21 protein-coding genes and 1 tRNA gene are annotated in these 21755 nt (G+C 52.7%); 9 read left to right on the top strand and 13 right to left on the bottom strand.

From position 1 onward, the window contains the following. Nucleotides 1-15: 15 nt before the first annotated feature. The 8 genes from Q354_RS24230 to Q354_RS0101590 all read right to left on the bottom strand — a co-directional run bounded on the left by Q354_RS24230 (nucleotide 16) and on the right by Q354_RS0101590 (nucleotide 4435). The gene (locus tag Q354_RS24230) at nucleotides 16-579 is read right to left on the bottom strand and encodes a chemotaxis protein CheW (RefSeq protein ID WP_084332431.1); all 564 of its coding nucleotides are present in this window, start codon (nucleotides 577-579) and stop codon (nucleotides 16-18) included. Then, nucleotides 557-1372, bottom strand: coding sequence for a hydroxypyruvate isomerase (gene hyi, locus Q354_RS0101560; RefSeq protein WP_027856077.1), 816 nt, complete (start codon nucleotides 1370-1372; stop codon nucleotides 557-559). The genes Q354_RS24230 and hyi overlap by 23 nt, the downstream gene beginning before the upstream one ends. Further along, a complete protein-coding gene (locus tag Q354_RS0101565; protein ID WP_027856078.1) occupies nucleotides 1372-2277 on the bottom strand; it encodes an NAD(P)-dependent oxidoreductase in 906 nt (301 codons plus the stop codon). Before Q354_RS0101565 ends, hyi begins: the two co-directional genes overlap by 1 nt. A gap of 10 nt (nucleotides 2278-2287) precedes the next feature. Next, nucleotides 2288-2620, bottom strand: coding sequence for a TusE/DsrC/DsvC family sulfur relay protein (locus tag Q354_RS0101570; RefSeq protein ID WP_036228182.1), 333 nt, complete (start codon nucleotides 2618-2620; stop codon nucleotides 2288-2290). Continuing rightward, entirely contained in the window at nucleotides 2620-2910 is a 291-nt protein-coding gene (tusB, locus tag Q354_RS0101575) for a sulfurtransferase complex subunit TusB (protein ID WP_027856080.1), read from the bottom strand. The genes Q354_RS0101570 and tusB overlap by 1 nt, the downstream gene beginning before the upstream one ends. A gap of 6 nt (nucleotides 2911-2916) precedes the next feature. Beyond that, entirely contained in the window at nucleotides 2917-3276 is a 360-nt protein-coding gene (tusC, locus tag Q354_RS0101580; protein ID WP_027856081.1) for a sulfurtransferase complex subunit TusC, read from the bottom strand. 2 nt (nucleotides 3277-3278) lie between these two features. Then, nucleotides 3279-3671 (bottom strand): sulfurtransferase complex subunit TusD, encoded by a 393-nt coding sequence (gene tusD, locus Q354_RS0101585; RefSeq protein WP_027856082.1) that lies wholly within the window; start codon nucleotides 3669-3671, stop codon nucleotides 3279-3281. Nucleotides 3672-3754: 83 nt separating this feature from the next. Further along, nucleotides 3755-4435: a Bax inhibitor-1/YccA family protein gene (locus Q354_RS0101590; RefSeq protein WP_027856083.1), complete on the bottom strand. Its 681-nt coding sequence runs from the start codon at nucleotides 4433-4435 to the stop codon at nucleotides 3755-3757. 149 nt (nucleotides 4436-4584) lie between these two features. On the opposite strand from Q354_RS0101590, the gene Q354_RS0101595 reads away from it, so the two are divergent. The 9 genes from Q354_RS0101595 (at nucleotide 4585) to Q354_RS24235 (ending at nucleotide 16044) form a co-directional block, all read left to right on the top strand. After that, nucleotides 4585-4672 (top strand) — tRNA-Ser (locus tag Q354_RS0101595). Nucleotides 4673-4707: 35 nt separating this feature from the next. Continuing rightward, nucleotides 4708-5466: a pseudouridine synthase gene (locus Q354_RS0101600; RefSeq protein WP_027856084.1), complete on the top strand. Its 759-nt coding sequence runs from the start codon at nucleotides 4708-4710 to the stop codon at nucleotides 5464-5466. Nucleotides 5467-5484: 18 nt separating this feature from the next. Continuing rightward, the gene (locus Q354_RS0101605) at nucleotides 5485-6477 is read left to right on the top strand and encodes a thioredoxin family protein (RefSeq protein WP_027856085.1); all 993 of its coding nucleotides are present in this window, start codon (nucleotides 5485-5487) and stop codon (nucleotides 6475-6477) included. Nucleotides 6478-6867: 390 nt separating this feature from the next. After that, nucleotides 6868-8244 carry a hypothetical protein gene (locus Q354_RS0101610; RefSeq protein WP_027856086.1) on the top strand — a complete coding sequence of 459 codons (1377 nt, stop codon included), beginning with the start codon at nucleotides 6868-6870 and terminating at the stop codon, nucleotides 8242-8244. Beyond that, nucleotides 8232-11657 carry a tetratricopeptide repeat protein gene (locus Q354_RS0101615; protein ID WP_156948130.1) on the top strand — a complete coding sequence of 1142 codons (3426 nt, stop codon included), beginning with the start codon at nucleotides 8232-8234 and terminating at the stop codon, nucleotides 11655-11657. Before Q354_RS0101610 ends, Q354_RS0101615 begins: the two co-directional genes overlap by 13 nt. After that, nucleotides 11654-12958 (top strand): glycosyltransferase family 2 protein, encoded by a 1305-nt coding sequence (locus tag Q354_RS0101620; protein WP_051559802.1) that lies wholly within the window; start codon nucleotides 11654-11656, stop codon nucleotides 12956-12958. The genes Q354_RS0101615 and Q354_RS0101620 overlap by 4 nt, the downstream gene beginning before the upstream one ends. Before the next feature lies 1 nt (nucleotide 12959). Further along, nucleotides 12960-13142 (top strand): hypothetical protein, encoded by a 183-nt coding sequence (locus tag Q354_RS0101625; protein ID WP_027856089.1) that lies wholly within the window; start codon nucleotides 12960-12962, stop codon nucleotides 13140-13142. Nucleotides 13143-13155: 13 nt separating this feature from the next. Continuing rightward, nucleotides 13156-15009: a polysaccharide deacetylase family protein gene (locus tag Q354_RS0101630; protein WP_027856090.1), complete on the top strand. Its 1854-nt coding sequence runs from the start codon at nucleotides 13156-13158 to the stop codon at nucleotides 15007-15009. Nucleotides 15010-15012: 3 nt separating this feature from the next. Beyond that, complete coding sequence (locus tag Q354_RS24235) at nucleotides 15013-16044, top strand: hypothetical protein (RefSeq protein WP_156948131.1); 1032 nt, start codon at nucleotides 15013-15015, stop codon at nucleotides 16042-16044. A 36-nt stretch (nucleotides 16045-16080) separates the two neighbouring features. Here Q354_RS24235 and pelG read toward each other — a convergent pair whose 3' ends face one another. Genes pelG through Q354_RS0101660 form a run of 5 tightly spaced genes read right to left on the bottom strand, consistent with a single transcriptional unit; the run spans nucleotide 16081 to nucleotide 21754 of the window. Continuing rightward, the gene (pelG, locus tag Q354_RS0101640; RefSeq protein WP_027856091.1) at nucleotides 16081-17451 is read right to left on the bottom strand and encodes an exopolysaccharide Pel transporter PelG; all 1371 of its coding nucleotides are present in this window, start codon (nucleotides 17449-17451) and stop codon (nucleotides 16081-16083) included. Beyond that, the gene (gene pelF, locus Q354_RS0101645) at nucleotides 17415-18947 is read right to left on the bottom strand and encodes a GT4 family glycosyltransferase PelF (protein WP_027856092.1); all 1533 of its coding nucleotides are present in this window, start codon (nucleotides 18945-18947) and stop codon (nucleotides 17415-17417) included. Before pelF ends, pelG begins: the two co-directional genes overlap by 37 nt. Further along, on the bottom strand, nucleotides 18944-19927 hold the full coding sequence (locus Q354_RS0101650; protein ID WP_027856093.1) for a hypothetical protein: 984 nt from the start codon (nucleotides 19925-19927) through the stop codon (nucleotides 18944-18946). The genes pelF and Q354_RS0101650 overlap by 4 nt, the downstream gene beginning before the upstream one ends. After that, nucleotides 19908-21242: a PelD GGDEF domain-containing protein gene (locus tag Q354_RS0101655; protein WP_027856094.1), complete on the bottom strand. Its 1335-nt coding sequence runs from the start codon at nucleotides 21240-21242 to the stop codon at nucleotides 19908-19910. The genes Q354_RS0101650 and Q354_RS0101655 overlap by 20 nt, the downstream gene beginning before the upstream one ends. Further along, on the bottom strand, nucleotides 21239-21754 hold the full coding sequence (locus tag Q354_RS0101660; protein ID WP_027856095.1) for a hypothetical protein: 516 nt from the start codon (nucleotides 21752-21754) through the stop codon (nucleotides 21239-21241). The genes Q354_RS0101655 and Q354_RS0101660 overlap by 4 nt, the downstream gene beginning before the upstream one ends. Nucleotide 21755 lies beyond the last annotated feature (1 nt).

Here is a 21755-nt window from a genome sequence, read left to right on the forward strand (position 1 = left end):
AACCGCGGCGAGGAATCAGAATTCGTCGTTCTGATCAGCGGGCGTGATGCTGACCAGCATCTTGATCAGATCCAGCAGGATGATCAGCTGATTGCTGTAGTAGCAAACGCCCTGTACAAAGCGTTTGGAGCCCTCTTCACCGGAAACGTTCGGTGCTCGCTCAACGTCGTTCTGAGGCAGGTTGATGACTTCATCAACGCTGTCTACCACGAGTCCGACAACTTCCTGCTCGTTGTATTCAACCACAATGATTCGGGTGTCATCATCGATCGGCACAGCCGGAAGGCCGAACAGCTGTCGGGTGTCGATCACCGTCACGACATTACCGCGCAGGTTGATAATACCCAGAACAAAGTAATCAGAACCCGGAACAGGTGTGATTTCGCTGTAGCGTAATACTTCCTTTACCTGGATAACGTCGATGCCATACAGCTCGTTATCAACTTTAAATGTTGCCCACTGGTGATAAACGACTTCTTCCTGATTGGTGCGGCGAGAACCCTCTGCCTGCTCCGCTTTGGTCTGATCTATACTTGCCTGCATCGTTTTCAGATGTTCAGCAGCTGCCTGTAGACTCATGTTTCACTACCACCTGATTATTCAGTTCGCTAAGCCAGCCTAGGCTGCTTAGGGTTCCATGTTCCGGGATATATTCCAGACTGACTGCGCCTGAGTATCCCATAGCATCGAGTGCTTTGAAAAGATTAGGAAAATTTATTTCCCCGGTCCCTGGTTCGTGGCGTCCCGGTACGTCAGCTATCTGAATATGGCTGACTTTATCCAGATTTGCACGTAAGCGGGTTATTAAATTCCCCTCCATTATCTGCATATGATAGACATCATATTGGAAATAGAGGTTGTCACGACCACAACGGTCAATAATATCGAATGCCTGTGTACTGTTGTTTAAATAGAAGCCTGGTATGTCCTGAGTATTAATCGCTTCAATCTGCAGCGCTATACCGTGCTCATTTAGTCTATCGGCGGCAAAGCTGATATTTGAAATAAAAGTTTCTGCAGCCAGTGCATCAGTGACCGCTTCCGGTCTTATGCCGGACAGGCAGTTGATCTGGCGGATACCAAGCCGTTTAGCATAGCTTAGTGCCTGTTCAACACCCCGCCTGAACTCTTCTGTCCGATCCGGATGGCATGCGATACCGCGTTCGCCGCCAGCCCAGTTACCTGCCGGCAGGTTAATCTGTAACAGCCTCAGCTGATTTTCAGTGAGCAGCGTATCGAGCTCATCTGCGGTCAGCTCATAGGGAAACTGTAATTCTACCTGTCGGAATCCAGCCGTCGCTGCAGCGGAAAATCGCTGTGCCATCGGCATTTCGGTGAACAGCATACTGAGGTTGGCTGCGAAGCGAGGCATTATGCTGTCCCGTTTCTTTCTGGCTTATCGTTAAGCCGGGTATTGTTGATCGCTTCCAGCTGTAATAGCAGTGCGCTGTGATCACGCTCCTCCAGTCCGTTATCGATCATTGCCTGATAGCTGTCCCGTACTGTCTTGGCCAGGGGCAGGGTCAGTGACTCGGCGTCTGCCGTATCGAGAATGGTATTCAGGTCTTTAAGCTGAACCCGGGAGGTGGCACCCGGTACAAAGTTACGCTCAATCATTCGTTCGCCATGCAGCTCCAGTATACGGCTGGCAGCAAACCCTCCCATCAGGGCATCTCTTACCGCCGCCGGATCAGCTCCGCCTTCGGCTGCTAGCAGCAGGGCTTCGGAAACGGCACCGATGGTAATACCGACAATCGCCTGATTGGCGCATTTGGCGAGCTGACCGGAGCCGCTGGGGCCTATATAAGTTGCCTTGCCCAGTGCCTGAAACAGAGGCTGGGCGCGCTCAAAATCTGCTTTGCCGCCGCCGGCCATTATCGCCAATGTGGCCTGCTCAGCGCCTACAGTGCCGCCTGAAACCGGCGCATCGAGGTACGCCATGCCCAGCGATGACAGGCGTTTGGCATGGTGCTTGGCCATCTCCGGGGGAATTGAACTCATATCGATGATCAGTGAACCATTGCGGCAGCTGTCGGCTACACCGTCGTTGAACAGCACCTGCTCTACCACCGGACCATTTTCCAGCATCGTGATGACGATCTCCGCATCGGCTACGGCATCCGCCGCAGACGCATATGCGCTGGCGCCAAGCTGAGTCAGGGGAGTCGTCTTACTCAGGGTGCGGTTCCAGACATTGAGTTTAAAACCGGCTTTCAACAGATTTTCGGCCATGGGACGTCCCATCAGGCCGATGCCCAGAAATGCTACTGTGGTCATTGTTTTTATCCTACAGGCAGTTGGTGGGTTTAGGCAGGCCTGCTATCCGGGCGCCGACTTTGGCCGGACTCTCCGGGAACAGGCGCATCAGGTGAATGCTCTTCCCTTTCTCCGGCCCCAGTTTGATACCGGTCGCTTTTACCAGCGGGCGCATGGCCGGAGATTGTTCGAAGTTGTGGTAGAACTCGCGCAAGACATCAATGATTTCCCAATGTTCTTCGGAAAGGGAAATGCCTTCCTGCTGAGCCAGGTATTCTGCCACGGACGGGGTCCACTGGTTTAAATCCCGCAAGTAGCCCTCCGGGTCCAGTGCGATGATGGTGCCATCAATCTCAATATTCATCAGAACCAGCTCACAACCTTATCTTGCGAACAGCATAGTCCGACAAATCCAGCACTGTCAGTCACTATTGCGGCCTTGGCGAGGCGTGCGCTGATGCCGCGGGCATGGGCGTCTTCACTCAGTACCCAGATCTTAAGGTTGTCTTTTTCAAGCTTACCAATATGCGCCGGCAGGGCATGGTAGACGCCGTCCTCGATCAGGATCAGTTCGTCGCCCGGAGTCATCGCATTCAGACAGTCCTGCAAACAGCTGCTGTCAGCCGGGGCGCGGTTTAATGTATGAAGTGCCATAAGACCTCAGAATGTCAGTACAACATCATGGTTAGCAAAGAGGGGGGCAACTGAGTCCTTTTCCAGCAGTGTAACCGGCAGGATCAGATCATCAGGATCGAGGCCGTTGTTGGCCAGGGACTCGGCACAGACGAATAGCTGATCAATATCGTACATCGGCAGTGCGCTAAGGTTGGATGCCAGGTTCTTTTGTCCAATAGCGTCAGGCTGTTGGGCCTTTAGCAGCTGGAAGACGGCATCCCCAAGAAACAACAGGCTGACGGGCTGTTCAAATACGCCGCAGGTCAGGGCGACATCCAGCGCTTCCCGGGGGGCGCTGCTGCCGTAGGGTGCTTTACGGTTAACAATCAGCACAGATTTGCTCATTTTCAGCCTCCGAAAGTGATAACGCGATCAGAGACCAGAGTGGCCTCTGCCAGCTGTCCAAGGCCCGAAAGTTCAAATCCGTCAGCCAGATTGTGTCCGCTTTTCTCGTAGCGTCCGGCTTCGTTCTGATCGAGGACGCCACGTTTCACGGCTGCGGCGATACAAACCACCAGATCGAGCTGGTGCTCGGAGGCGAGCTGCTGCCAGTGTTGAGGCAGGTTGATCTCATCCTGCGGCGGGGACGCAAGGTTATTGCCACACTGTACGCCGTCAGCGTAGAAAAACACCCGGTGAATGCTATGGCCTGCATCAAGCAGGGCCTGGGCGAAGCGCAGGGCGCTTTCGGCGGCTTGGCGGCTGTAAGGAGCCGACTGAATTACGATAGAGAAAATCATGGAAATTCTGGATCACTGACAGAAAAGAAAAAGCCCCGCCATCTTAGCAAAGACAGCGGGGCTTGTAAGACGTTTAGACAGTCTTAGTCGTCGTTCATGAAGCCCAGCAGGCTCATCAGGTGTACGAACAGGTTATAGATGTTCAGGTACAGGCTGACAGTGGCCATGATGTAGTTGGTGTAGTGGCCATTCACAATATTGCTGGTGTCATACAGGATGAATCCACACATCAGCAGTACAACCAGTGCCGACAGTGCCAGGTGAGCCATGCCGATATCCACACCGAACATTGGCAGCACAAACAGGGCGACCATCGCAATCAGCGCGACCATGATACCTGCACTGAGGAAGCCGCCCATGAAGCTGAAGTCTTTCTTCGAACTCAGTACGAACGCGGACAATCCCAGGAAAGTGATCGCAGTCATGCCCATCGCTGTCATCACAATATCCGCGCCGTTAGGCAGTCCCAGATAGTGATTAAGCAGCGGGCCCAGGCCAAAGCCCATCATGCCGGTGAAGGCGAACACCATTGGCAATGCCGCAGCGCTGTTCTGCTTCTTGTTCAGGATAAACAGCATGATGAAACTACCGATCACACTGGCCAGATAAACAATGAACGGAGGGTTCATCGCCATGGATATACCTGCGGTCACAGCACTGAAAACCAGTGTCATGGACAGCAACATATATGTGTTGCGAATCATTTTGTTGGTTTCACCAACCGATCGCTCTGTACCGATATCGTAAGTTTTGGCGTTACGCATTGTTTCCCTCATGCTTTGATAACATCGTTGACTGTATTTATAGGGATTATGACCCGATTTGCAAGGGCTGGTTCGATTTATCGCTCCGATTGCAGCTGCAGTTTCGAGCTTGCAAAAGGAACCGGTCTGAGAGAAACTGCCGCAGGCGTGGAGGGATGGCTGAGTGGTCGAAAGCACCGGTCTTGAAAACCGGCGGGTCGAGAGGCTCCCAGGGTTCGAATCCCTGTCCCTCCGCCATCTGTCTAATTCGCCTGCCTGATGACACCGCTTCCATGTCTGAACTTAAAATACTGTTTGAAGATGAGCATATTATTGCTGTCGACAAACCTTCCGGCCTGCTGGTGCATCCCAGCTTTATCGCTCCGCGCAGCACGCCACACCTCACCGGATTACTGAAAGCCTATCTCGGGCACAGCGCCTACACCATCCACCGTCTGGACAGACCGACATCCGGTGTCATTTTGTTTGGTAAGAACGCCGATGTGGCCAGGGCGCTGAACGAACAGTTCACCGGACGTAAGGTAAAGAAGACCTACCTTTGCGTGACCCGCGGTTATACCGATGAAGAGGGGTTTATTGATTATGCCCTTAAGGAGAAGCTGGATAAGATTGCTGATAAATACGCTTCCGTCGATAAACCGGCTCAGGACGCCCAGACCGCCTATCGCAGGCTGGCAACCGTAGAACTCCCGATCGCCGTGGGCAAGTATCCCCAGTCACGCTACTCGCTGGTTGAGGTGAAGCCCCATACCGGGCGTAAGCATCAGATTCGCCGGCACATGAAGCATGTCGCTCATCCTTTGGTCGGTGATACCAAGCATGGTGACCTGCGGCACAATAAGGCCTTTAAAGATCACTACGGCGTTGAGCGACTGCTCCTGATGGCAACGCAGCTGGAATTTGATCACCCTGTATCGGGCGAGCGTACGACGGTGACCGCTCCGGTTGATGATTTTATCGACCAGCTGTTTCGTGGTTTTGGTTGGGACGGTCTCTATCCGCTGGCTGAGAAAGACAGCGGCGAACAATAAATTTAAGGATGAAAACCCATGCTGTTTCGGATCATGCTCGTATTGCTGATTCTGTTTCCACTGAGGATTGTTGCTGCAGAAATCGAAATGGAAGCCGGACAGGAGATCGCCGACCCGTACTGGTTTAAGCAGAGCTTTCTTGAGCTGGAAGATGATGCCAGTGAAGCGGCGGAAGAGAACCGGCAGGTACTGTTGTATTTCCATCAGAAGGGCTGCCCGTACTGCTATGCCATGGTGAGAAACAATTTTCTCGATCCTCAACTGTCAGGCTTTATTCGTGATCATTTCGATGTGATCTCGCTGAATATCTGGGGCGATCGCGAAGTGACGCTGGCTGATGGTTCGGTACTCAGCGAAAAAGCACTGGCGGAAAAGTGGAAGATTCAGTACACCCCGACGCTGGTATTCCTTAAGCCGACCGGTGAGGCGGGATTGAGGATAGATGGCTATCGTCCCAAAGCGGTATTCAGCAAGATTCTCGATTATGTTGTCAGCGGTAATCAGGACACCCCACTGTCGCAGCTGCTTATCGAAAAGAGCGCCAGTTCGATGTACTCACAGCCTTACCTGCTCTCTACGCAGGCTATGGTGGCCGTTGAGGATCAGCCGAAAGCGTTGCTGGTGGAGTACCCCGGTTGTAAGAGTTGCAATGACTTTCATACGGACCTTCTGGCACGGCCTGATGTGAATGCACAGCTGAAATACTTCGCAGTGGCTCGAATTGATGCTACCTCCGATCAGCGCGCCGTATTTCCGGACGGACGGACAATGCCTGCCGCTGATTGGGTACGTGAAGCCGGCTTAAGTTATTTCCCCAGCCTGATCCTCTATGACCGCTCCGGGCAGGAACAGCTTCGCATCGACAGCTACGTTCGCGCCTTTCATCTGAACAGCGCGCTGGAATATGTCAGTGCTGGCCACTTTGAGCGTTATAAGAGTTTCCAGCGTTATATCAGCGATAAGGCAGACCATATGCGAGAGTCAGGCCAGGCTGTTTTATTGACGGAGTAGCAGGATAACCTGCGAATAGATCTTAAAGCCCCGGGAACGGGGCTAAATCAATCACTGCGCTGCCAGACCCGTTGGAAGGGTTTGTCAGGCTGCCTCAGGCCCGCTGATTTTCAAATCAGCGATGCCAGATTCCTCCGCGACCAGGTCGCCGGCTGCGTTATTACTCAGTCAGTCTTTTCGATTAGCGATCGTTTGATACTGACCGGTTTCAGACTGACACGCCCTGTGTTTATAAATTTTATCTGCACAATATTTGCGTTTTCGCTGTTTTTATCTACCCCATAAGACGTTTTTCGGATACTGGCTGTTTGAAACGGCTGGTGGCGCAATGTGGCTGGAGGTTGTTGTTTCCCTGATCTAGGCTGAAGGCAATGGGTGGGGGATTAAACAATGGATCAGCTGCAGAGCGCACTGAACAGATCGGATAGTTGTATCGTTTCCGGAGAGCGGCAAAGCGGAAAGCTGACACTGGTATATCTGCTTATCAGGCTACGCGGGTTTAGCAGGGTAACGGTTATTTCACCCTACCAGAAAGCAGTATCCGGTAAAAAGCTCCGGCACATTCGTGAGCAATGTGCCCATGTGTTCGATGCAGTAGACCACCTGGAAATTGTTTCGCTAAAAGAGGATTGGAAAGCGCTTAAGCAACAGCTTGGCTACGCTCTTGTTCTGGCAGATTTGAAAAGGCTTATTGCCGAGGCGAACTCAGATGTGGTTTTGTTGCATCGGGTGGACGAATTTTTCGAGGTTCAGGATAGAAGCTACATTGATGCCTTCTTCAGCGAAATAACCACCGCCGCGGCTGATAATAAGAAGAAGTTATTTCTGACCCTGCAGAAAAGTGCGGATACCGATCAGGTATTCCTGGGAGCTGTCGACAAGAATATAGATCTGGAACTCAATGTCAGCAGGGCATCTCAGGCCGAGATGGTACGTGGCATTGACGTCGTCTCTTCAGTCCACTCTTTGCACTGTCACGGATACTCGATGGTTGTAAACAGTCGTGGCCACTTCCATATTACTTCGAACGGATCAGGTCTTAATGGCTTTGATACGACTAAGCGAGTACTGCTGGTCAGCGAAGATGCCAGAACCATAAGTCGCCTGCGTTATCTGTTCCGTTTTCCGGGATTTAAACTGGAAGTTATCCCTCCGGAACTGGCAATTATCGTTTCACGTATAATGACCCGCCCCGACCTGACCATCTACGCTGCCTCTGAACCCTCCGAGTTTTCGCTGTTTGATATTGCTGATGAGAACAGCCTGAAGGTTATTAAAATCAGTCCCGAACCCCATATCCGCAAGCAGGATAAGCTGAAAGCTGCACAGCAGGGTTGCTACGAGCTCTTTGCGGCCGAGTACTATCTGGAAGACCTGGTGCTGACTGTCGAGCGGGCACTGGAAATCAACTTCTATACATCGGTATTCAGTAGGGTGCCGAACAGAAACCACTATTTTAATGAAGCCGACCTGTTCAATCAGATGGTGAAAATCTTTCTGGATCACCGGCTGTATTTCAGCGTCTTTACCTTCAGGGTCAGTAACAACGATTACAAAGCGTTCGGCAATATTCACCTGAGCCGCCCCTATGATGCGGTTTACTACAGTGAAGACGAGTTACTGCTTAAGTTCTTTGCTCCCAATATGATGGACCACAACTGTTGCCAGATTGAAGCCAAGGTCAGTGCTTTCGACCCTCAGGCGGAATTGCTGGATATTCGGGAAGCCTACCAATTCAGGACGGCAGGTGTTTTATGCAACGAATAGGATCTCTGACATTAATATGTTGTCTTTCGACAATGGCAATTGCCGACCCGGATCGCCTTCCGGACACTGCTGCTTCGATACAGCAGGATCAGGACGTTGTGAATGCAGAGCAACGGCTGGAGCAGCAATTGCTAGGGGGGGACTTCAGGTCGGCGCGGATGACGCTTAATCGGCTGGCGCAGGATGGTGTTGACAGTAACCGGTTGCGCCGGATTGATGCGCAGCTGAATACCATCAGTCAAGCCAGTGAACTGCTGCGTCGCGCAGGGCTTGAAAACCCCTATGACACAGCAGCAACGGAAAAAGTGATTAAGGCACAGGCCAGAGCCGATTCCGGCAGCCTGACACTTGAACTCTATGGCTGGCTGACACAGAACAATTTCACACTCAGCTTACCGGCCAGGCAGGCCTATCTGGAGTACCTCGTAGAGAAAAGGTACTTTGAAGAGGCATTCCGGTTGGCGCGTAAACTGGAAACGGAACAGAACAGTGCGAGCCTTCAGAGATTAAAGGCGCGTGCCTGTGATGGTATCAGTCTGACTGATTGTGCTATTAACAGTTTGCTGCCGCTGTGGCGACAGCAGAATCTGGTGGCAGACGGCCGGATGCTTGCCAGAAACCTGCTTATTCAAAAGCGCTACCAGGAAGCCCAGCCCGTTGTTACGGAGATGGCCAGGAAGCATCCTGATGCGGGCTGGATTAGAACACTGCAGCAGCAGATTGATCGTTCGGTGGAGCGCAGGATTGCGACCTTAAAGCGTCACTATCAGCAAAATCCTGATGACAGCCATCTGCGTTCGCTGGCCCGAACCCAGTACAACAATGGTCAGCAACGCCAGGCCATCGCGGCATTAAGGGACCATCTCGGAACAGCAGGTGGTGAAGCTGAGACTCTTTTGCTTTTAGCGCGTTATCTCAGCTGGGAAGGGGCTTATGGCGAAGCGATCGGCTACCTGAAGCGTATCGAAAATCCGGATAATGAAACCAGGTTGCTGTTGGCCCAATCCTTACACTGGTCGGGGCAGGCGCAAGCTGCACGCCAGTTACTGTTACAACTCGATACCGCTTTGCCTGCTTCCGATGCGCTCTGGCAAACCCGCTTGCTGCTAGGATTCAGCTATCTAAGGGAAGGGAATCGTCAGCGCGCGCTACAGTACTTCGAGCCATTGCAGCAGGTTCAGAGCAAGGTGTTGGATAAAAAGGCTCTGAAACGCGGATTATTGGAAGCCCGTCAGGATTACGCAGGCCTGATAAATCTGACCCGTCAGGCCTATAGCGCCAATCCCGGCGATGCCTCGCTGGCACTGGCGCTGGCAAATGATTACGAGCGCAGCGGTAATATCCAGGATGCCATTCGCTACTATGAGGAATTTCTGCGGGTAAAGCCGGACCATAGCGGGGCACGCCTCAATGTCGGCCGGCTCTATCTCAAAGACCAACAATTATCAGCCGGTCTCAGGCATCTGGAGCGATACGGATATCAGCTTTTCACGCCCGAATCACTTCGCTTGTTAGCCAATAACTACCAGTGGACGGAAAGGCCCGCCGATGCCTTGAATGTTGCTGAAACCATGCGCTTTAGTTTTCCAGCTGACAGCGCTGTGATCGAGTATCACCGTCAGCTATCTGAAAGGTATCCACAGTTTCAGCAACCGGTAGAAGCCGGGCTTATGGCCGCTCTGGTGGAAGCCGATCGTTATTTCTATACCCATCAATACCGGCAGGCGGCATCCCGCTATAAACCACTTCTGGATCGATTGGCCAATCACGATGCCGTGCTGAGTCGATATCGTTACAGCCTGGCGCAGCTGAATCCCGGGGTTGGAAGCAGTGATCGTTTTTTACCAGCGATGGAGCGTTACTACAGCGCCATAAAGCTGTCTGAAAACCACCAGTACTCCAGGGCAATGCTCAGATTAAAGGCCCTGCGTCGGTCGTTACCGCAACACGTCTCGCTCGATGCTCCGTTAAAGCAGTTTATAGATCGCTGGGTTGCCGCCTGGGAAAGCCGTGAGATCGCTCAGTACCGCCAGTATTACAGCCGCCGTTACAACGACAATGCGAGTTGGATTAGTTACAAGTCGAGAATCTTCGAACGCAGCGATTGGATAAAGCTGGCTGTGCTGCAGCCTCGCTTGCTTAATGAAGAGACGACAGAAGATGGCGGGCAGCTCTACCGGGTACAGTTTTATCAGTACTACAGCACAGCAGGACATAGTGATATCGGACTGAAAACGCTACAGCTGAGCTGTCAGGCGGATCGATGCCTGATCAGCGATGAGCGCTGGCAGTCCGGGCAACTACCTGTATCCGGCATGGCTGGTCTGGCTGCTGTGATCGAGCTTGATTTGATCCGTCTGCGCCAGCGTTCACTGGAGACCGAACCCGGAGATAAGGTCATTACCGGTATCTATATGCCGCCAGGCGTGAAAAAGCATCCCCGACGAGAGGATGATGTCCTGGCAACCTCCTATGCTCAGGCCGATAACATCTGGGGTAGTAGCGGGGCATCGGGCTTTATCGAGCAGGATCGTTATGCGGCGTTTCGTGACCGGCCAGAACCGCGGGCGAATCAGGCCGGTCTGGCCTTTCGCTATTTCAGCGATTCGGATGATGTCAGGTTCCGCGAGCCTGCACTTCGCGGGCAGTACGAGTATGGCGACTATGAACTCGGCTTCAGGATTGCTCGCTTTCGTTTTAATAGCCCGGAGTGCGGTGAAGAGGAGGGTGGATCAGTGGAGGTTGCCCTGTCGCACCACAACCTCAAGGGCGGGATCTATATTGACCGCCTTAACGACAGCAGCAGGGTTTTTCCTCACCTTTCAAAAACATTCTCTGATGATAACCAGACCTCAACCCTGGGTTACAGCTCCCGCAATCTGTTCTTTGACAAGCTGAGTTGCCGTAGCCTGCAGAAAGAGATCCGGCGTCATGCGTTGAGCTTTGACCAGTACAACCGGCTGCTGGACGGGCGGGCTTTATGGTACGGCCTGGAACTTGGCTATATAAGTGATAGCAACCGTGACCTCATCGGGCAGTTTGATTTCGTTTTCCGCCAACGCCGCCAGCAACACTATCATTACGAACTGGCGGCCAGTGGTTGGTATATGTGGAATCAGGAGCAGACTGACGATTATTACTCACCCGAATTCTATGATTCGACAAAATTCCGCCTTCGCAGTTACTTAATGCCCGGTGGAAACTGGCAGTTTATCGGTGATCTGGGACTGGGTTATACCTTTGAGGATGCGAAGAAACTTTATTCCTGGGGGCTCTGGTTCCAACACCCGTTTGATCATGAAGGTCTGGTCAAACTCGGCTGCGGCCGCAATAACTCCAGTGGCTCGAATACAGGACAGCAGTCTTATATAAGTACCGACTGCCGTGCTGAGCTGGAGTATTACTGGCAATGAAACTTATTAGCCTGGTGTTCTGCCTGGCGCTATTGAGCGCACTGGCAGTGACAGCTGTGCTACAGATTTTTGCCTTGGAGGAAAACGCATTCAGTTTACTGCATCAGGTCGCGCTGGTAGTGCTGTTCGGATTCTCAATACTGCTGTTGCTGCGCTATGTACTGTTGATGCTGTTTTCTCTGGCGAAGAATATTCAGCGTACCGCGAGATATGAAACGGAATCGCAGGCAGGCAAACGGGTGTCCGTGATCGTCCCGGCTTATAACGAGGCGAGGGTCATCGAAAAGTCGGTTCTGTCGATTGTTGCCCAGACATATCCGCTGATAGAAGTTGTCGTGGTTGATGACGGCTCGACTGACGATACGTTTCAGCGAGCTAGACAGCTGGAGTTTGATGACGGGGTCCGCTCTCTGGTTGCTGTACGCAAACCCAACGGAGGTAAGGCTTCGGCATTAAATATTGGTATCGAACAATGCCGGGGCGAGCTGGTGATGGTGGTCGATGCGGACTCGAAGCTGTCTGAGGATGCGATTGAACGCCTGGTAAGATATTTCGATGACCCGGATATCGGAGCCGTTGCAGGCTCTGTCTATGTCAGCAACCGCCATAATCTGCTAACGCGGTTACAGGCACTGGAGTACATCGAAGGTCTGAATATGGTACGCAACGGCCAGTCACTGTTTGAGTTAGTGACCATTATTCCCGGCCCTGTTGGCGTATTCAGACGCAGCGCGCTGGCGGAGGTGGGGGGCTACGAAAGTGATACCTTTGCTGAAGATGCCGACCTGACCATGAAGCTGATCGCACATGGATATCGGATCGACTTTGAGCCGGAGGCATTTGCCCATACTGAGGCACCGGATGAACTGCTGGATCTTCTGAAGCAGCGCTACCGCTGGACCCGGGGAATACTGCAATCAATTAACAAACATCGGAGCTACCTGTTAAAACCGCTGGAGAATACCCGCTGTTTTTGTGTGCTCTGGTATATGTTGTTCGAGTCCGTGATGTGGCCGGTACTGGACCTGTTCGGCATGCTGTTCTTTATCTATGTCTCCATCGAAAGCGGTACCAGCGCTTTTATATTCTACTGGTGGCTGCTGTTTTCTGTATTGGATGTAGCGGGTGCACTCTATTGCATCCTGACAACCCATGAAGACCTGTCGCTGAGTATTTACGCACTGATTTACAGGCTCTATTTCATCGCTGTCATCAATATTTCAAAGATATTCGCAACCTTTGATGAATGTATCAACCTCAAAATGGACTGGGGGAAACTAGACCGAAAAGGGGGGATATAGGATGCAAATAGCAGAGTATATGTCGCTGATTATATTAGCCATTACGATCATGACGCTGATGTTTGGAGTGGTCGCGTATTTTCTCTATAAGGTGCGGGAGAAACGCAAAAAAAGCAGAAAGACCGTCTCCTACGAGCAGATTCTTGAAGAGATGGGAACCGACTATATTTTCTTCGAAAAATAGGGTGGGATCTAGAATGAAGCGTTTCGTATCTTCCTATGGCCTGGCCGCTCTCATAATAGGCGTTACGCTGTTTGCCAGCAGCACCCTGCTTTCTATGAAAATCTATCTGAGTCCGGTTACGTCGGCGTCCGCGACGGAGCTGGATCAGGCCGCAGAGGCTGAAGCCCGGCAACTCTATCTGCTGAAGTCGGAGAGCACGATCCGCAAGATGTATAGCTTCGGATTGAGTGAAGCTTACTATCTTGAACGACTCGATGCCTTGAAACGCCGGTTCAGCAACAACGGCTATCAGGTGGACTTCATCGATGAAAGCCACATTAGTAGATTGCCGGTTAATGCTTCATTGTTTGCCTTCGATACCATGGATATGGACAACGCCTCTTTACAGGCGATTAAATCGTTTGTTCGTCGTGGCGGCAGCCTGCTGTTTAACTATCACTTTGCCTACCACAATGAGGATCGATACCGCGGCGATCAGGCGATACGGGAGATAACCGGACTAATTGCGGCCAGGACGACGCCACATATTCGCAGTAAAGAGGCCCTTTATCTGACCTCCAATGTATTATCGCCTCTAACATCGGCCATCCGGCCGCGCGGCAGCAAGATCAGCATTGAGATCTATGACAGCCTGCCGCTGTTTACCTCTGCCAGCCTGGAGCCGGACGCGATTGTTACCAACTGGAATGTTACCTCTACGCTGCGCCTCAGCGGTGACGATGAAGGAAGCAAAGCAATTAGTGCTGACGAATCCGGGGTTCTGTGGCATGGACGTTACGGCAAAGGTAAATGGATCTATACCAGCCTGCCGTCCTACAGCCTTTATGGTTCACCGGACAATCCAGTGCAGCAGGAAAAACTTCTGATCGGGCTGGCGGAATACAGCAAGCAGGCGCTGACCGTTCAGTCATATCCGTATCTGGATGCGGATAAAGTGGTGTTTGTATCTGAGGACACGGAATTTAAATTCTCCTCATTTGCGGCCTTTGCTGAGTTGTCGAATCGTTATCAGGTGCCGGTGACAGCTTTTCTGGTTGCAGGGTTAGCCGAGAAGCACCGGGACCTGCTGGTTGCGGCTACCGAAGTACCCTACATAGAGTTTGGCTCTCACAGCTACACGCACAAGAAAATCATCGGTACAGGGAGAGAGAACAGCCTGAAGGAAACCGGTGGCTCTAAGGCGCTGGTGGAAGCGATTACCGGTAAAACAGTAAAGGGCTTTCGTCCGCCGCGGGAAGAGCTGGACCCTGAGCTGAGGCAGGCCCTGAAGGATTCAGGCTACAGCTACATCCTCGAAAAACGCAAAGACTACCTCTATCCCACCATAGAGTCGGGTCAGGAACCCCTCTACACCATTCCCCGCAGCGGTACTGATGATTACCTCTATATGGTAAATCTGAACTGGGACCCCGATACGATTCTGGAAAAAATGATCGCTGAAACGCGCCTGCTGTCTTCCGTCAACGGACTCTATAGCATGAGCATCCATACGCATTTGATGGCATACAAACGCAATATCGATATTGTTGAGAAATACTTCCGTTTTCTGGCTGAGAATCCGCAGCTGACCGCGATGTCGGGCGGCGAAATAATTGATCGGGTCGCAGCGGTACGCAATGTTGTCTACCGAATCCAGCCTGGTAAGGACAGCTACCGGATCAATATCAGTAACCAGAATCCTGTACAGATAAAACGTCTGAAGTTTCGTGCCTACTGGCCGGCTGGCCGACGTCTTGTGTCGGTACGCGGTGTTGAAAGCCGCAGGGTCGAGTATTCGCATAATGAGCGTCAGGGCTATACAGACGTTGTGATTCAGGGACTGGAACCGGCGGATATGGTAGCGCTGGTTGCGGATTTTTCGGAGTAGGTCGTGCGCTCTTTTATGATCAGCCGGCGCTGTTGTATCTGCGTCTTCCTGGCCGTCGTCTGCTGGGTAGGCGGGGCGGCTGCAGTAGCGTCAGATAGATTTCTGGTGGGGGTCGGTGGTTATGAGGTCTGTCAGCAGGCCGGGCAGGTCAGGCCCTATTCGCCTGACTGTGAGGGCGACAGAGTCCTGAGTACCGGCGTGCTGCCGGAGATCTTACCCAATGTGAATGCCGTCAGTATCTGGATTACCCGTGACTGGCAGCCAGACTGGTACAGCGCAGATGAGATTGAAAGGGATATTATTGGTAAAGGTTATACCCCCGTCTTTTTGTTTTACTGGTTTGGCGATGAGATCTCACCGTTGTTTGTTCGCCAGCAGCGCCAACGCTACCAGCAGGATCTCGAACGTTTTGTAGAGTTTCTGCGCGGTATACACGGCGAAAAGTGGGTGATACTTAATCCTGAGTTTAATCAGAACGGTATTGAATCAGATGCCTCGTTCAACGATCTGCTTCTCAGCAGTATCAAGACCTTGCGACAGCTGAGTAATATCAAGGTCAGTTTCTGTATCGGTGATTTCGGCGACTACAGCCGCATTGTCGATCTGCATAACTGGCAGTCATTTGATCGCAGTATAAATGAGGCCATCGAAGCGGTGGATTTCATCTCTTTTCAGGAGATGAGGGCGCCAACCCGCAATCCCTCTGGCCATATCCGTATGACTGCGGAGCGGGCGCTGGCATTTTCCAGCTACCTCCATCAGACCTACGAGAAACCTACCTTTCTTGCGTATATTGCGATCTCCAGTCTGGGAGTGGAGGGACGTCAGCGTCAGGCCCATGTTTACCAGCGGCTGCTGCAACTGATCCCGCGCTTCAGAAAAGAGTCCGGGCTGATCGGCCTGAATAGCTTTCACCTGACGGACATACCCTGGCACCAGGGCTACTTCAATGCGGGGGAAGCCCACTTCGGCCTGATCGATCAGCAAGGTAAAGCGAAACCCGGACTCCGGGCTTTCCGCGAAATCAGCCCCTGACCAACCCCGTTCCCGGCAAGCACCTGAGACAGGCTCCTATCGCTGCAGCATAAAAGTGATGTACTCGTGTTTATCGAGCAGATAACGCAATTGAACCAGGCCGACAACTGAGGTAATCATCACTGCGCAGGAAAAGCCATAGCCATAAAATAACGGACCCAACTCGATGCTGAGCAGGGTCAGGCTGGTATTCAGTAGCAGAAAAAGCCCGCAAAGTCCTACGGCTTCGCGGCGCTTATCCAGATAGAAAAGTACATTTAGCAGCGCCAGCAACAAGACCTGCATACCAACGCCGATCAAGTCGATCCGTAATAGTGATACATAGCCGGTGTCTAGTCCGAGAGAGAGCAGGATCTGTTCACTCCACAGGAACATCAGCACCACGGTGACTCCCTGCACCTTATAGATCTCCATGATGCCCCGGTGAATACTGGCAACCATCTGATCTTTGTAAGCCTCTATCTCATCCAGCGTACTTCCCAGACGGATAGCATCGTAAAAGTTGTGATACTTTTCCGCGAAATCGGTTTCCAGACGCACCAGAAAAACAGCCATACCCGGAATAATGGAGAGATAGGCGATAAATATAGGCAGGTCATAGATGACGCTGGCGCGAAAGGGGCCGATGATCTGGGCGGAGGTGGAGTCGGTGTACCAGAAGATAAACTTGTCGGCCCAGATTGCGAGGTTGTAGAACAGTCCACACCAGAACAGGCTGTAATATACCCGCGTGGGTTTAAGGAGATCGAAACTGACCAGTTGCCTGGCCGGAAAGCGCCTGACGATGATATAGAGAAAAAGTGTCATCAACAGAAACTGGCCGAAAAAAAAGGCCAGAAACAAGCCCTCAAGACCGTATTGTTTCAGTAGCAGGGCAGCGCCGACCAGTGCGCTATAGGCGACAAACATCGTCCGGAATATGAGCTTGTACTCTTTTATGCCGGACAGAAAAATAGTCATCAGCCAGATATTACAAAGCGCGACAAAAGACGCCACCAGCGTGACTTTAACCAGCAGGCTCTGGCCTGCAAACAGAGGTGTCAGCATTGTACCGACAAGACCGGCCAGCAAGGAGGTCAGCAGGCAGGCGCCCATCAGGTTAGGCAGTATCTGCTCGTGATCCTGATCATAGATCCGGTCTGATATGTAGCGAATCAGCATTAGCTGAATACCGCCGCTTAATACCAGTGACCCTGCCATCAGATAGGTCACCGACACCAGAAATGATACTGTTGTGGCCGATGATGCTGTGCTGCCGGAGATCAACAGGCCTGTCAGCATTAACGACAGAATCGACAGCACCCAGGGGCCTGAGCTGATGATTCCGGCATAGCCGTAGGCTTCGATAAACGAAAGCAAGGTGTTCTTTTTCAGTAGTTTACGGATTTCAAATCCGATGCCGGCCATGAGATCACCTCGTCGTACAAAGCCTGATAGCGTTGAAACAGAATAGGTTCGTCGTAGAAGCGGCTGGCGCGTTGCAATCCGCTGGCCTGAAACTGATGCCAGCGACCGGCATCCAGCAAAATCTGATTAATTGCGTCAGCGGTCTGTTGCGGTGAGGCGATCGGTACGACGTAGCCAGCCGGCCCCAGCGCACGGTCTTCACCCTCGGCTCCAAGAATCAGCTCCTCGCAGGCACCGACCCGGGTGGCTACACAGGGGATGCCGGCTGCCATGCCTTCCAGCAATACAAGGGGTTGGGCTTCAGAGATTGAGGTCAGGACGATAATGCCGATATCGGGGAACACTTTAGTCAGATCCTGCATCCCGAGGAATTTCACCTTGCCGTCCAGGCCAAGGCTGCTGACCAGCAGTCGACATTCCTCCATATACTCCGGGTCCTCCTCAAACGGACCCACAACCCAGCCTTCCAGTGCTGGATTCCGCAGCAGTCCCTGCTTGATGGTACGGATAAAGGTTTTGATATCCTTAATTGGCACAACCCGACCGACCAGTGCTGCGACCATTGGAATCTCTTCTCCGCGGGCTTGTAATGCAGCGCTGAAACGTCCGATCCGGGTACCGTTGGGAATGACCCGACAGCGTGAGGCCATAGCTCCGTCCTCGATCTGTCGTAATCGGTTGCCATCGTAGAGGGAGATAATCACCTCTGACATGTTGTAGGTGCAGCGGCCGATCTGTTCGAAAAAGCTGATCCACATCTGGCGCAGATAGTTCATATCCCGGGACAGCCCCTCGTCCAGCATCCGTTGTGGCTCTTTGATCCACTCCACCTGGGTGATATCGATTTTGCGTTCCTTGGTGTAGATGCCGTGTTCGGTGAGTAGCAGGGGCTTCTGTTCTAGCATCGCCACCGCAGCCCCCAGAAAGCCGGCGTAACCCGTCGAGATGGCGTGGTAGAGCTTGCCGCCGGGAATCTCGCGGGCCAGCTTGCTCAGGGTGAACAGCGGTGCGAACAGGTTCCTTAAGGTCCAGAAAAAGTCGACGAAGCTGACGTGACGACAGTGGTGGCGGTAGAAGTCGGCCAGCTGCTCCCAGGCTTGCTCGGAATAGAGAAAGTTGCGAAGTGAGATGCCCTCCGGATTGGAGAACAGTCGGATCATCTCGTCGAATATCGCCGGGGGCATCGGCTCTGTGCTGTCGTGAAAATAGGGATAGTAACGTTCGAGCTTTTCAAGACTCTCGGGGCTGGCAGAGTCCGACCCCGGTGTCGGATAGTCTGCGGGATTCATCACATAGTGAACATCCAGTGCCGTGACGTTAGCCGGCAGCTGATATCTGATATCGCCGTACATACCCGGTGTGCCGCCGAGAAAAACCAGATGAAAGCTCAGGTCCGGCAGGCCTTCGATAATCTGATGTACCCAGCTCGAAACGCCCCCCCGCACGAAGGGGTAGGTGCCCTCCAGTAGCAATACAATATCGGCTGATCCTTTCATAACCAGTATTCCCGCAGTTGTTGGAGTTCGGCATTACTTAGGTTGTCTGGCAGCCTGCGCAGGGCATCTCTGACCTTGTCGTATTCACCGGCCAGAAAGGCCGCTTCGGCCATATAGGAGAGGTAAGGTTCAGCAGCCAGGCCATCACGGGTGGCGAGTTGAAACTGCTCTTCAGCATCGTCGATATATCCCAGCTTCAGGTATATCCGCCCCATCATGGCCCGGCCTTCAGGGGTTGCGTCCAGCTCAAGGCTGCGTTGAAGGTAGCTTTGCGCCTGCTGCAGGGTAAACTGCCGGAGTTCGCCTTCGGAAAAGCCCAGATAGCTGAGTTCCCAGTAGCTTTCGGCCAGCTTAAGCAGAGTCCGGGCGCGCGCATATCCGGCGTGTTCTGCGATCTGCTCCAGCGATGCTTTGAGCTGCTGAATCCGGTCGCTGATTGCAGATTCTTTACGATCCAGCAGAGAGTACGCCAGCAGCCGGACATCATCTGCGTCATCCTTCAAGGCAATGCGTAACAGCGGTACGGCCTCTTTATCTGAGAGGTTGCGGGTATAAAGCACCGAGTCGAGTCGCTTCTGTACGCAGGGTGAATTCAGCAGCATCAGTCGGATACCGCCAGGTGAATGTAACGGTGTCTCAATCTGTTCACCGGGGGCTTCCTCCAGTACCGGGACTTCAAAGGTATGGAAATCCTGGCTGGATTTGCTGTGCTGGTGATGTAAGGCAAACAGCAAAACGGTGATGGTGATGAAAAGCCCGAATACAGGCATCAGAAAAGCGAAGGTAAAAAACAGGGCCAGCGTCGCTGTGAACGATGCTTTGTAGTGTTGCGGCAGTTTCAGCCAGGCCCAGCCGGCGATCGCCAGGCTGCTGAGAGCATGCAACAACAGATACAGGCGAGGGTCGCTGACAGATTGCCGTAGCTGATCAGCGCTGATCAGTTCCAGAACTACTGCACAGCTAAGCAGAAGTAATCTCATTGGCAGGATTCCTGCTGATCTCTTTCAGGATATCGCGGATTTCATGGTCACTCTCGCCCAGCGGATAGCTTTGCAGTGATACATTCAGCTCGGTCAGGGAGTAACCCGTGTTGGCGCAGCACCAGCTGTTCAGCCGGTTCAGAAAGGCTTTACAGTCTTCTGTGTTGGTGAGCGGCATCAGAATCAGATAGTCATGGTCGGAGGCTTTCAGATAGATATCCAGTGTGCGTCTTGTGTCCTCAAGGTGGATGAACAGCGACAAAACCTGATCTGTTACCTGTGCCGCCCTGATACGTAGCAGCTGGCTGTCGCTCCCGTGTTCACAGGCATCATGCCGTGCCCGTGTCAGGCTGTGTCCGAAGGTCTGCAGTTCTGAGCGGTCCAGCACCGGGAGGGTCGTCTGGTGACGCAACAGATCCCCGATATGGCTCGCCATCACGGTCAGCAGGGTCAGCTTTTTGTCCTGAAGAGAGAAAAACTGAATACTTTCGACCAGTACCGCACCATAGAGCGCGCCCTGTATATCCGTCAGCGGAATACATAACTGATATCTGGGGCGTTGCTTCGTGTCCTTGATACTGACCGTACGTTTATTCTCCAGCATACAGTTGAGCAGGGGATCATCCGCTACCAGTGGCGTGACAGAGCCGCAGCTGGCGGCAGCTATAGGGTTCAGGGTTTTGCCGTCATCGCTGACATAGAACCCGGCGACCTGGATGCCACCGTAGCTGGACAAGATCTCCAGTATCTCCTGGGCACAGCCTTTTATATCTCTGTCGGGGAGCTGGCTGATTCGGCTACGCAGGTATTGCAGCGATTCCCGTAGTGAGATGGCCTGGCCCGCCAGGCGTTTTTCCAGTCGGTTGTGAGAACTCTGTAACAGGTGGTAGTAACGGGTAAAGGTATCAAAGCGATCCTGCAGGTAGACGTGATGGGCCTTCAATGATTCGTGACGGGCTTTCCAGACCTGACTGTACTCGCCACAGATTAAAATCACGATGCCCCAGCCTGCGAGCTTTTGTTGATCGGGAATGTAGAATTCACCGCTCAGATGAAAGCGTAATAGCAGATACTGGCAGGCTGCGATGGACAGGAAGCTTACCAAACCCTTGAACACTCCATAGTGCAGACTGACCAGCAGTGGCAATAGCATATTCCAGTCAAACCGTGCCTGGCTGAGAAAGGGATCGGCGGGAACCAGCCAGAGCGGCAGGACTAATGCGGCTAAGCTGAGCAGCAACACTTCCGGCCAGCCCCGCAGAGAACTCTCTGCTTCCGGACTGTGTAGAGGCTGCGGTGACGGAGAGGCTTTCATTCTACGTCCACGCTTTGCAGTAGCTCATCAATGACTTTATGTGCGGTACTGGTCAGACTCTCCCGGCTCCAGCCTGCCCGGGCCGCTGTGCTGCTCCAGACGATGCGGTCGTCTTCTGAGCGGTGTAAAACCAGGGTTATCCCAACCGCGGGCTCTGCATCCAGCCCCGCCTTATAGTGCCATTCGTTGATGACTCCGGTGAGATAGTAGTCGGTGTTTTGCTGCTGTAACCAGCCCTGTGCCTGCTGATAGCGCTTATCGTCAAACAGCGCAGGAAGCTTGCTTTCCTCCGATGTTTTGGTGGGATAGACCAGCAAACGACTGTCGTAGGTCTGGCTCCAGAGGCTACTGACCAGTGATTCGGCCTTTTCCCCTGCCAGAGGTGTCTGTGAATAGTTAATGATAGGCATCAATGCGATCACATTGTCCGACTCAAGGGTCAGGTCTTCTGCGGAATAGTGGGTAGAGCAACCCACCAGCAGAGTGGCAATTGCTGCAGTCCATATTTTCATC

It is taken from the genome of Marinobacterium jannaschii DSM 6295 (genome assembly GCF_000620085.1).
GTDB lineage: Bacteria > Pseudomonadota > Gammaproteobacteria > Pseudomonadales > Balneatricaceae > Pontibacterium > Pontibacterium jannaschii.

What these genes read in the sequence shown, in the direction of transcription:
- pelG (WP_027856091.1), bottom strand. Translation starts at nt 17,451, where the DNA reads ATGGCCGGCATCGGATTTGAAATCCGTAAACTACTGAAAAAGAACACC.
- tusB (WP_027856080.1), bottom strand. Translation starts at nt 2,910, where the DNA reads ATGGCACTTCATACATTAAACCGCGCCCCGGCTGACAGCAGCTGTTTG.
- Q354_RS0101610 (WP_027856086.1), top strand. Translation starts at nt 6,868, where the DNA reads ATGGATCAGCTGCAGAGCGCACTGAACAGATCGGATAGTTGTATCGTT.
- Q354_RS0101565 (WP_027856078.1), bottom strand. Translation starts at nt 2,277, where the DNA reads ATGACCACAGTAGCATTTCTGGGCATCGGCCTGATGGGACGTCCCATG.
- Q354_RS0101590 (WP_027856083.1), bottom strand. Translation starts at nt 4,435, where the DNA reads ATGCGTAACGCCAAAACTTACGATATCGGTACAGAGCGATCGGTTGGT.
- Q354_RS0101605 (WP_027856085.1), top strand. Translation starts at nt 5,485, where the DNA reads ATGCTGTTTCGGATCATGCTCGTATTGCTGATTCTGTTTCCACTGAGG.
- Q354_RS0101650 (WP_027856093.1), bottom strand. Translation starts at nt 19,927, where the DNA reads ATGAGATTACTTCTGCTTAGCTGTGCAGTAGTTCTGGAACTGATCAGC.
- Q354_RS0101625 (WP_027856089.1), top strand. Translation starts at nt 12,960, where the DNA reads ATGCAAATAGCAGAGTATATGTCGCTGATTATATTAGCCATTACGATC.
- Q354_RS0101600 (WP_027856084.1), top strand. Translation starts at nt 4,708, where the DNA reads ATGTCTGAACTTAAAATACTGTTTGAAGATGAGCATATTATTGCTGTC.
- Q354_RS24230 (WP_084332431.1), bottom strand. Translation starts at nt 579, where the DNA reads ATGAGTCTACAGGCAGCTGCTGAACATCTGAAAACGATGCAGGCAAGT.
- pelF (WP_027856092.1), bottom strand. Translation starts at nt 18,947, where the DNA reads ATGAAAGGATCAGCCGATATTGTATTGCTACTGGAGGGCACCTACCCC.
- Q354_RS0101615 (WP_156948130.1), top strand. Translation starts at nt 8,232, where the DNA reads ATGCAACGAATAGGATCTCTGACATTAATATGTTGTCTTTCGACAATG.
- Q354_RS0101570 (WP_036228182.1), bottom strand. Translation starts at nt 2,620, where the DNA reads ATGAATATTGAGATTGATGGCACCATCATCGCACTGGACCCGGAGGGC.
- Q354_RS0101620 (WP_051559802.1), top strand. Translation starts at nt 11,654, where the DNA reads ATGAAACTTATTAGCCTGGTGTTCTGCCTGGCGCTATTGAGCGCACTG.
- Q354_RS0101655 (WP_027856094.1), bottom strand. Translation starts at nt 21,242, where the DNA reads ATGAAAGCCTCTCCGTCACCGCAGCCTCTACACAGTCCGGAAGCAGAG.
- Q354_RS0101630 (WP_027856090.1), top strand. Translation starts at nt 13,156, where the DNA reads ATGAAGCGTTTCGTATCTTCCTATGGCCTGGCCGCTCTCATAATAGGC.
- tusD (WP_027856082.1), bottom strand. Translation starts at nt 3,671, where the DNA reads ATGATTTTCTCTATCGTAATTCAGTCGGCTCCTTACAGCCGCCAAGCC.
- Q354_RS0101660 (WP_027856095.1), bottom strand. Translation starts at nt 21,754, where the DNA reads ATGAAAATATGGACTGCAGCAATTGCCACTCTGCTGGTGGGTTGCTCT.
- hyi (WP_027856077.1), bottom strand. Translation starts at nt 1,372, where the DNA reads ATGCCTCGCTTCGCAGCCAACCTCAGTATGCTGTTCACCGAAATGCCG.
- tusC (WP_027856081.1), bottom strand. Translation starts at nt 3,276, where the DNA reads ATGAGCAAATCTGTGCTGATTGTTAACCGTAAAGCACCCTACGGCAGC.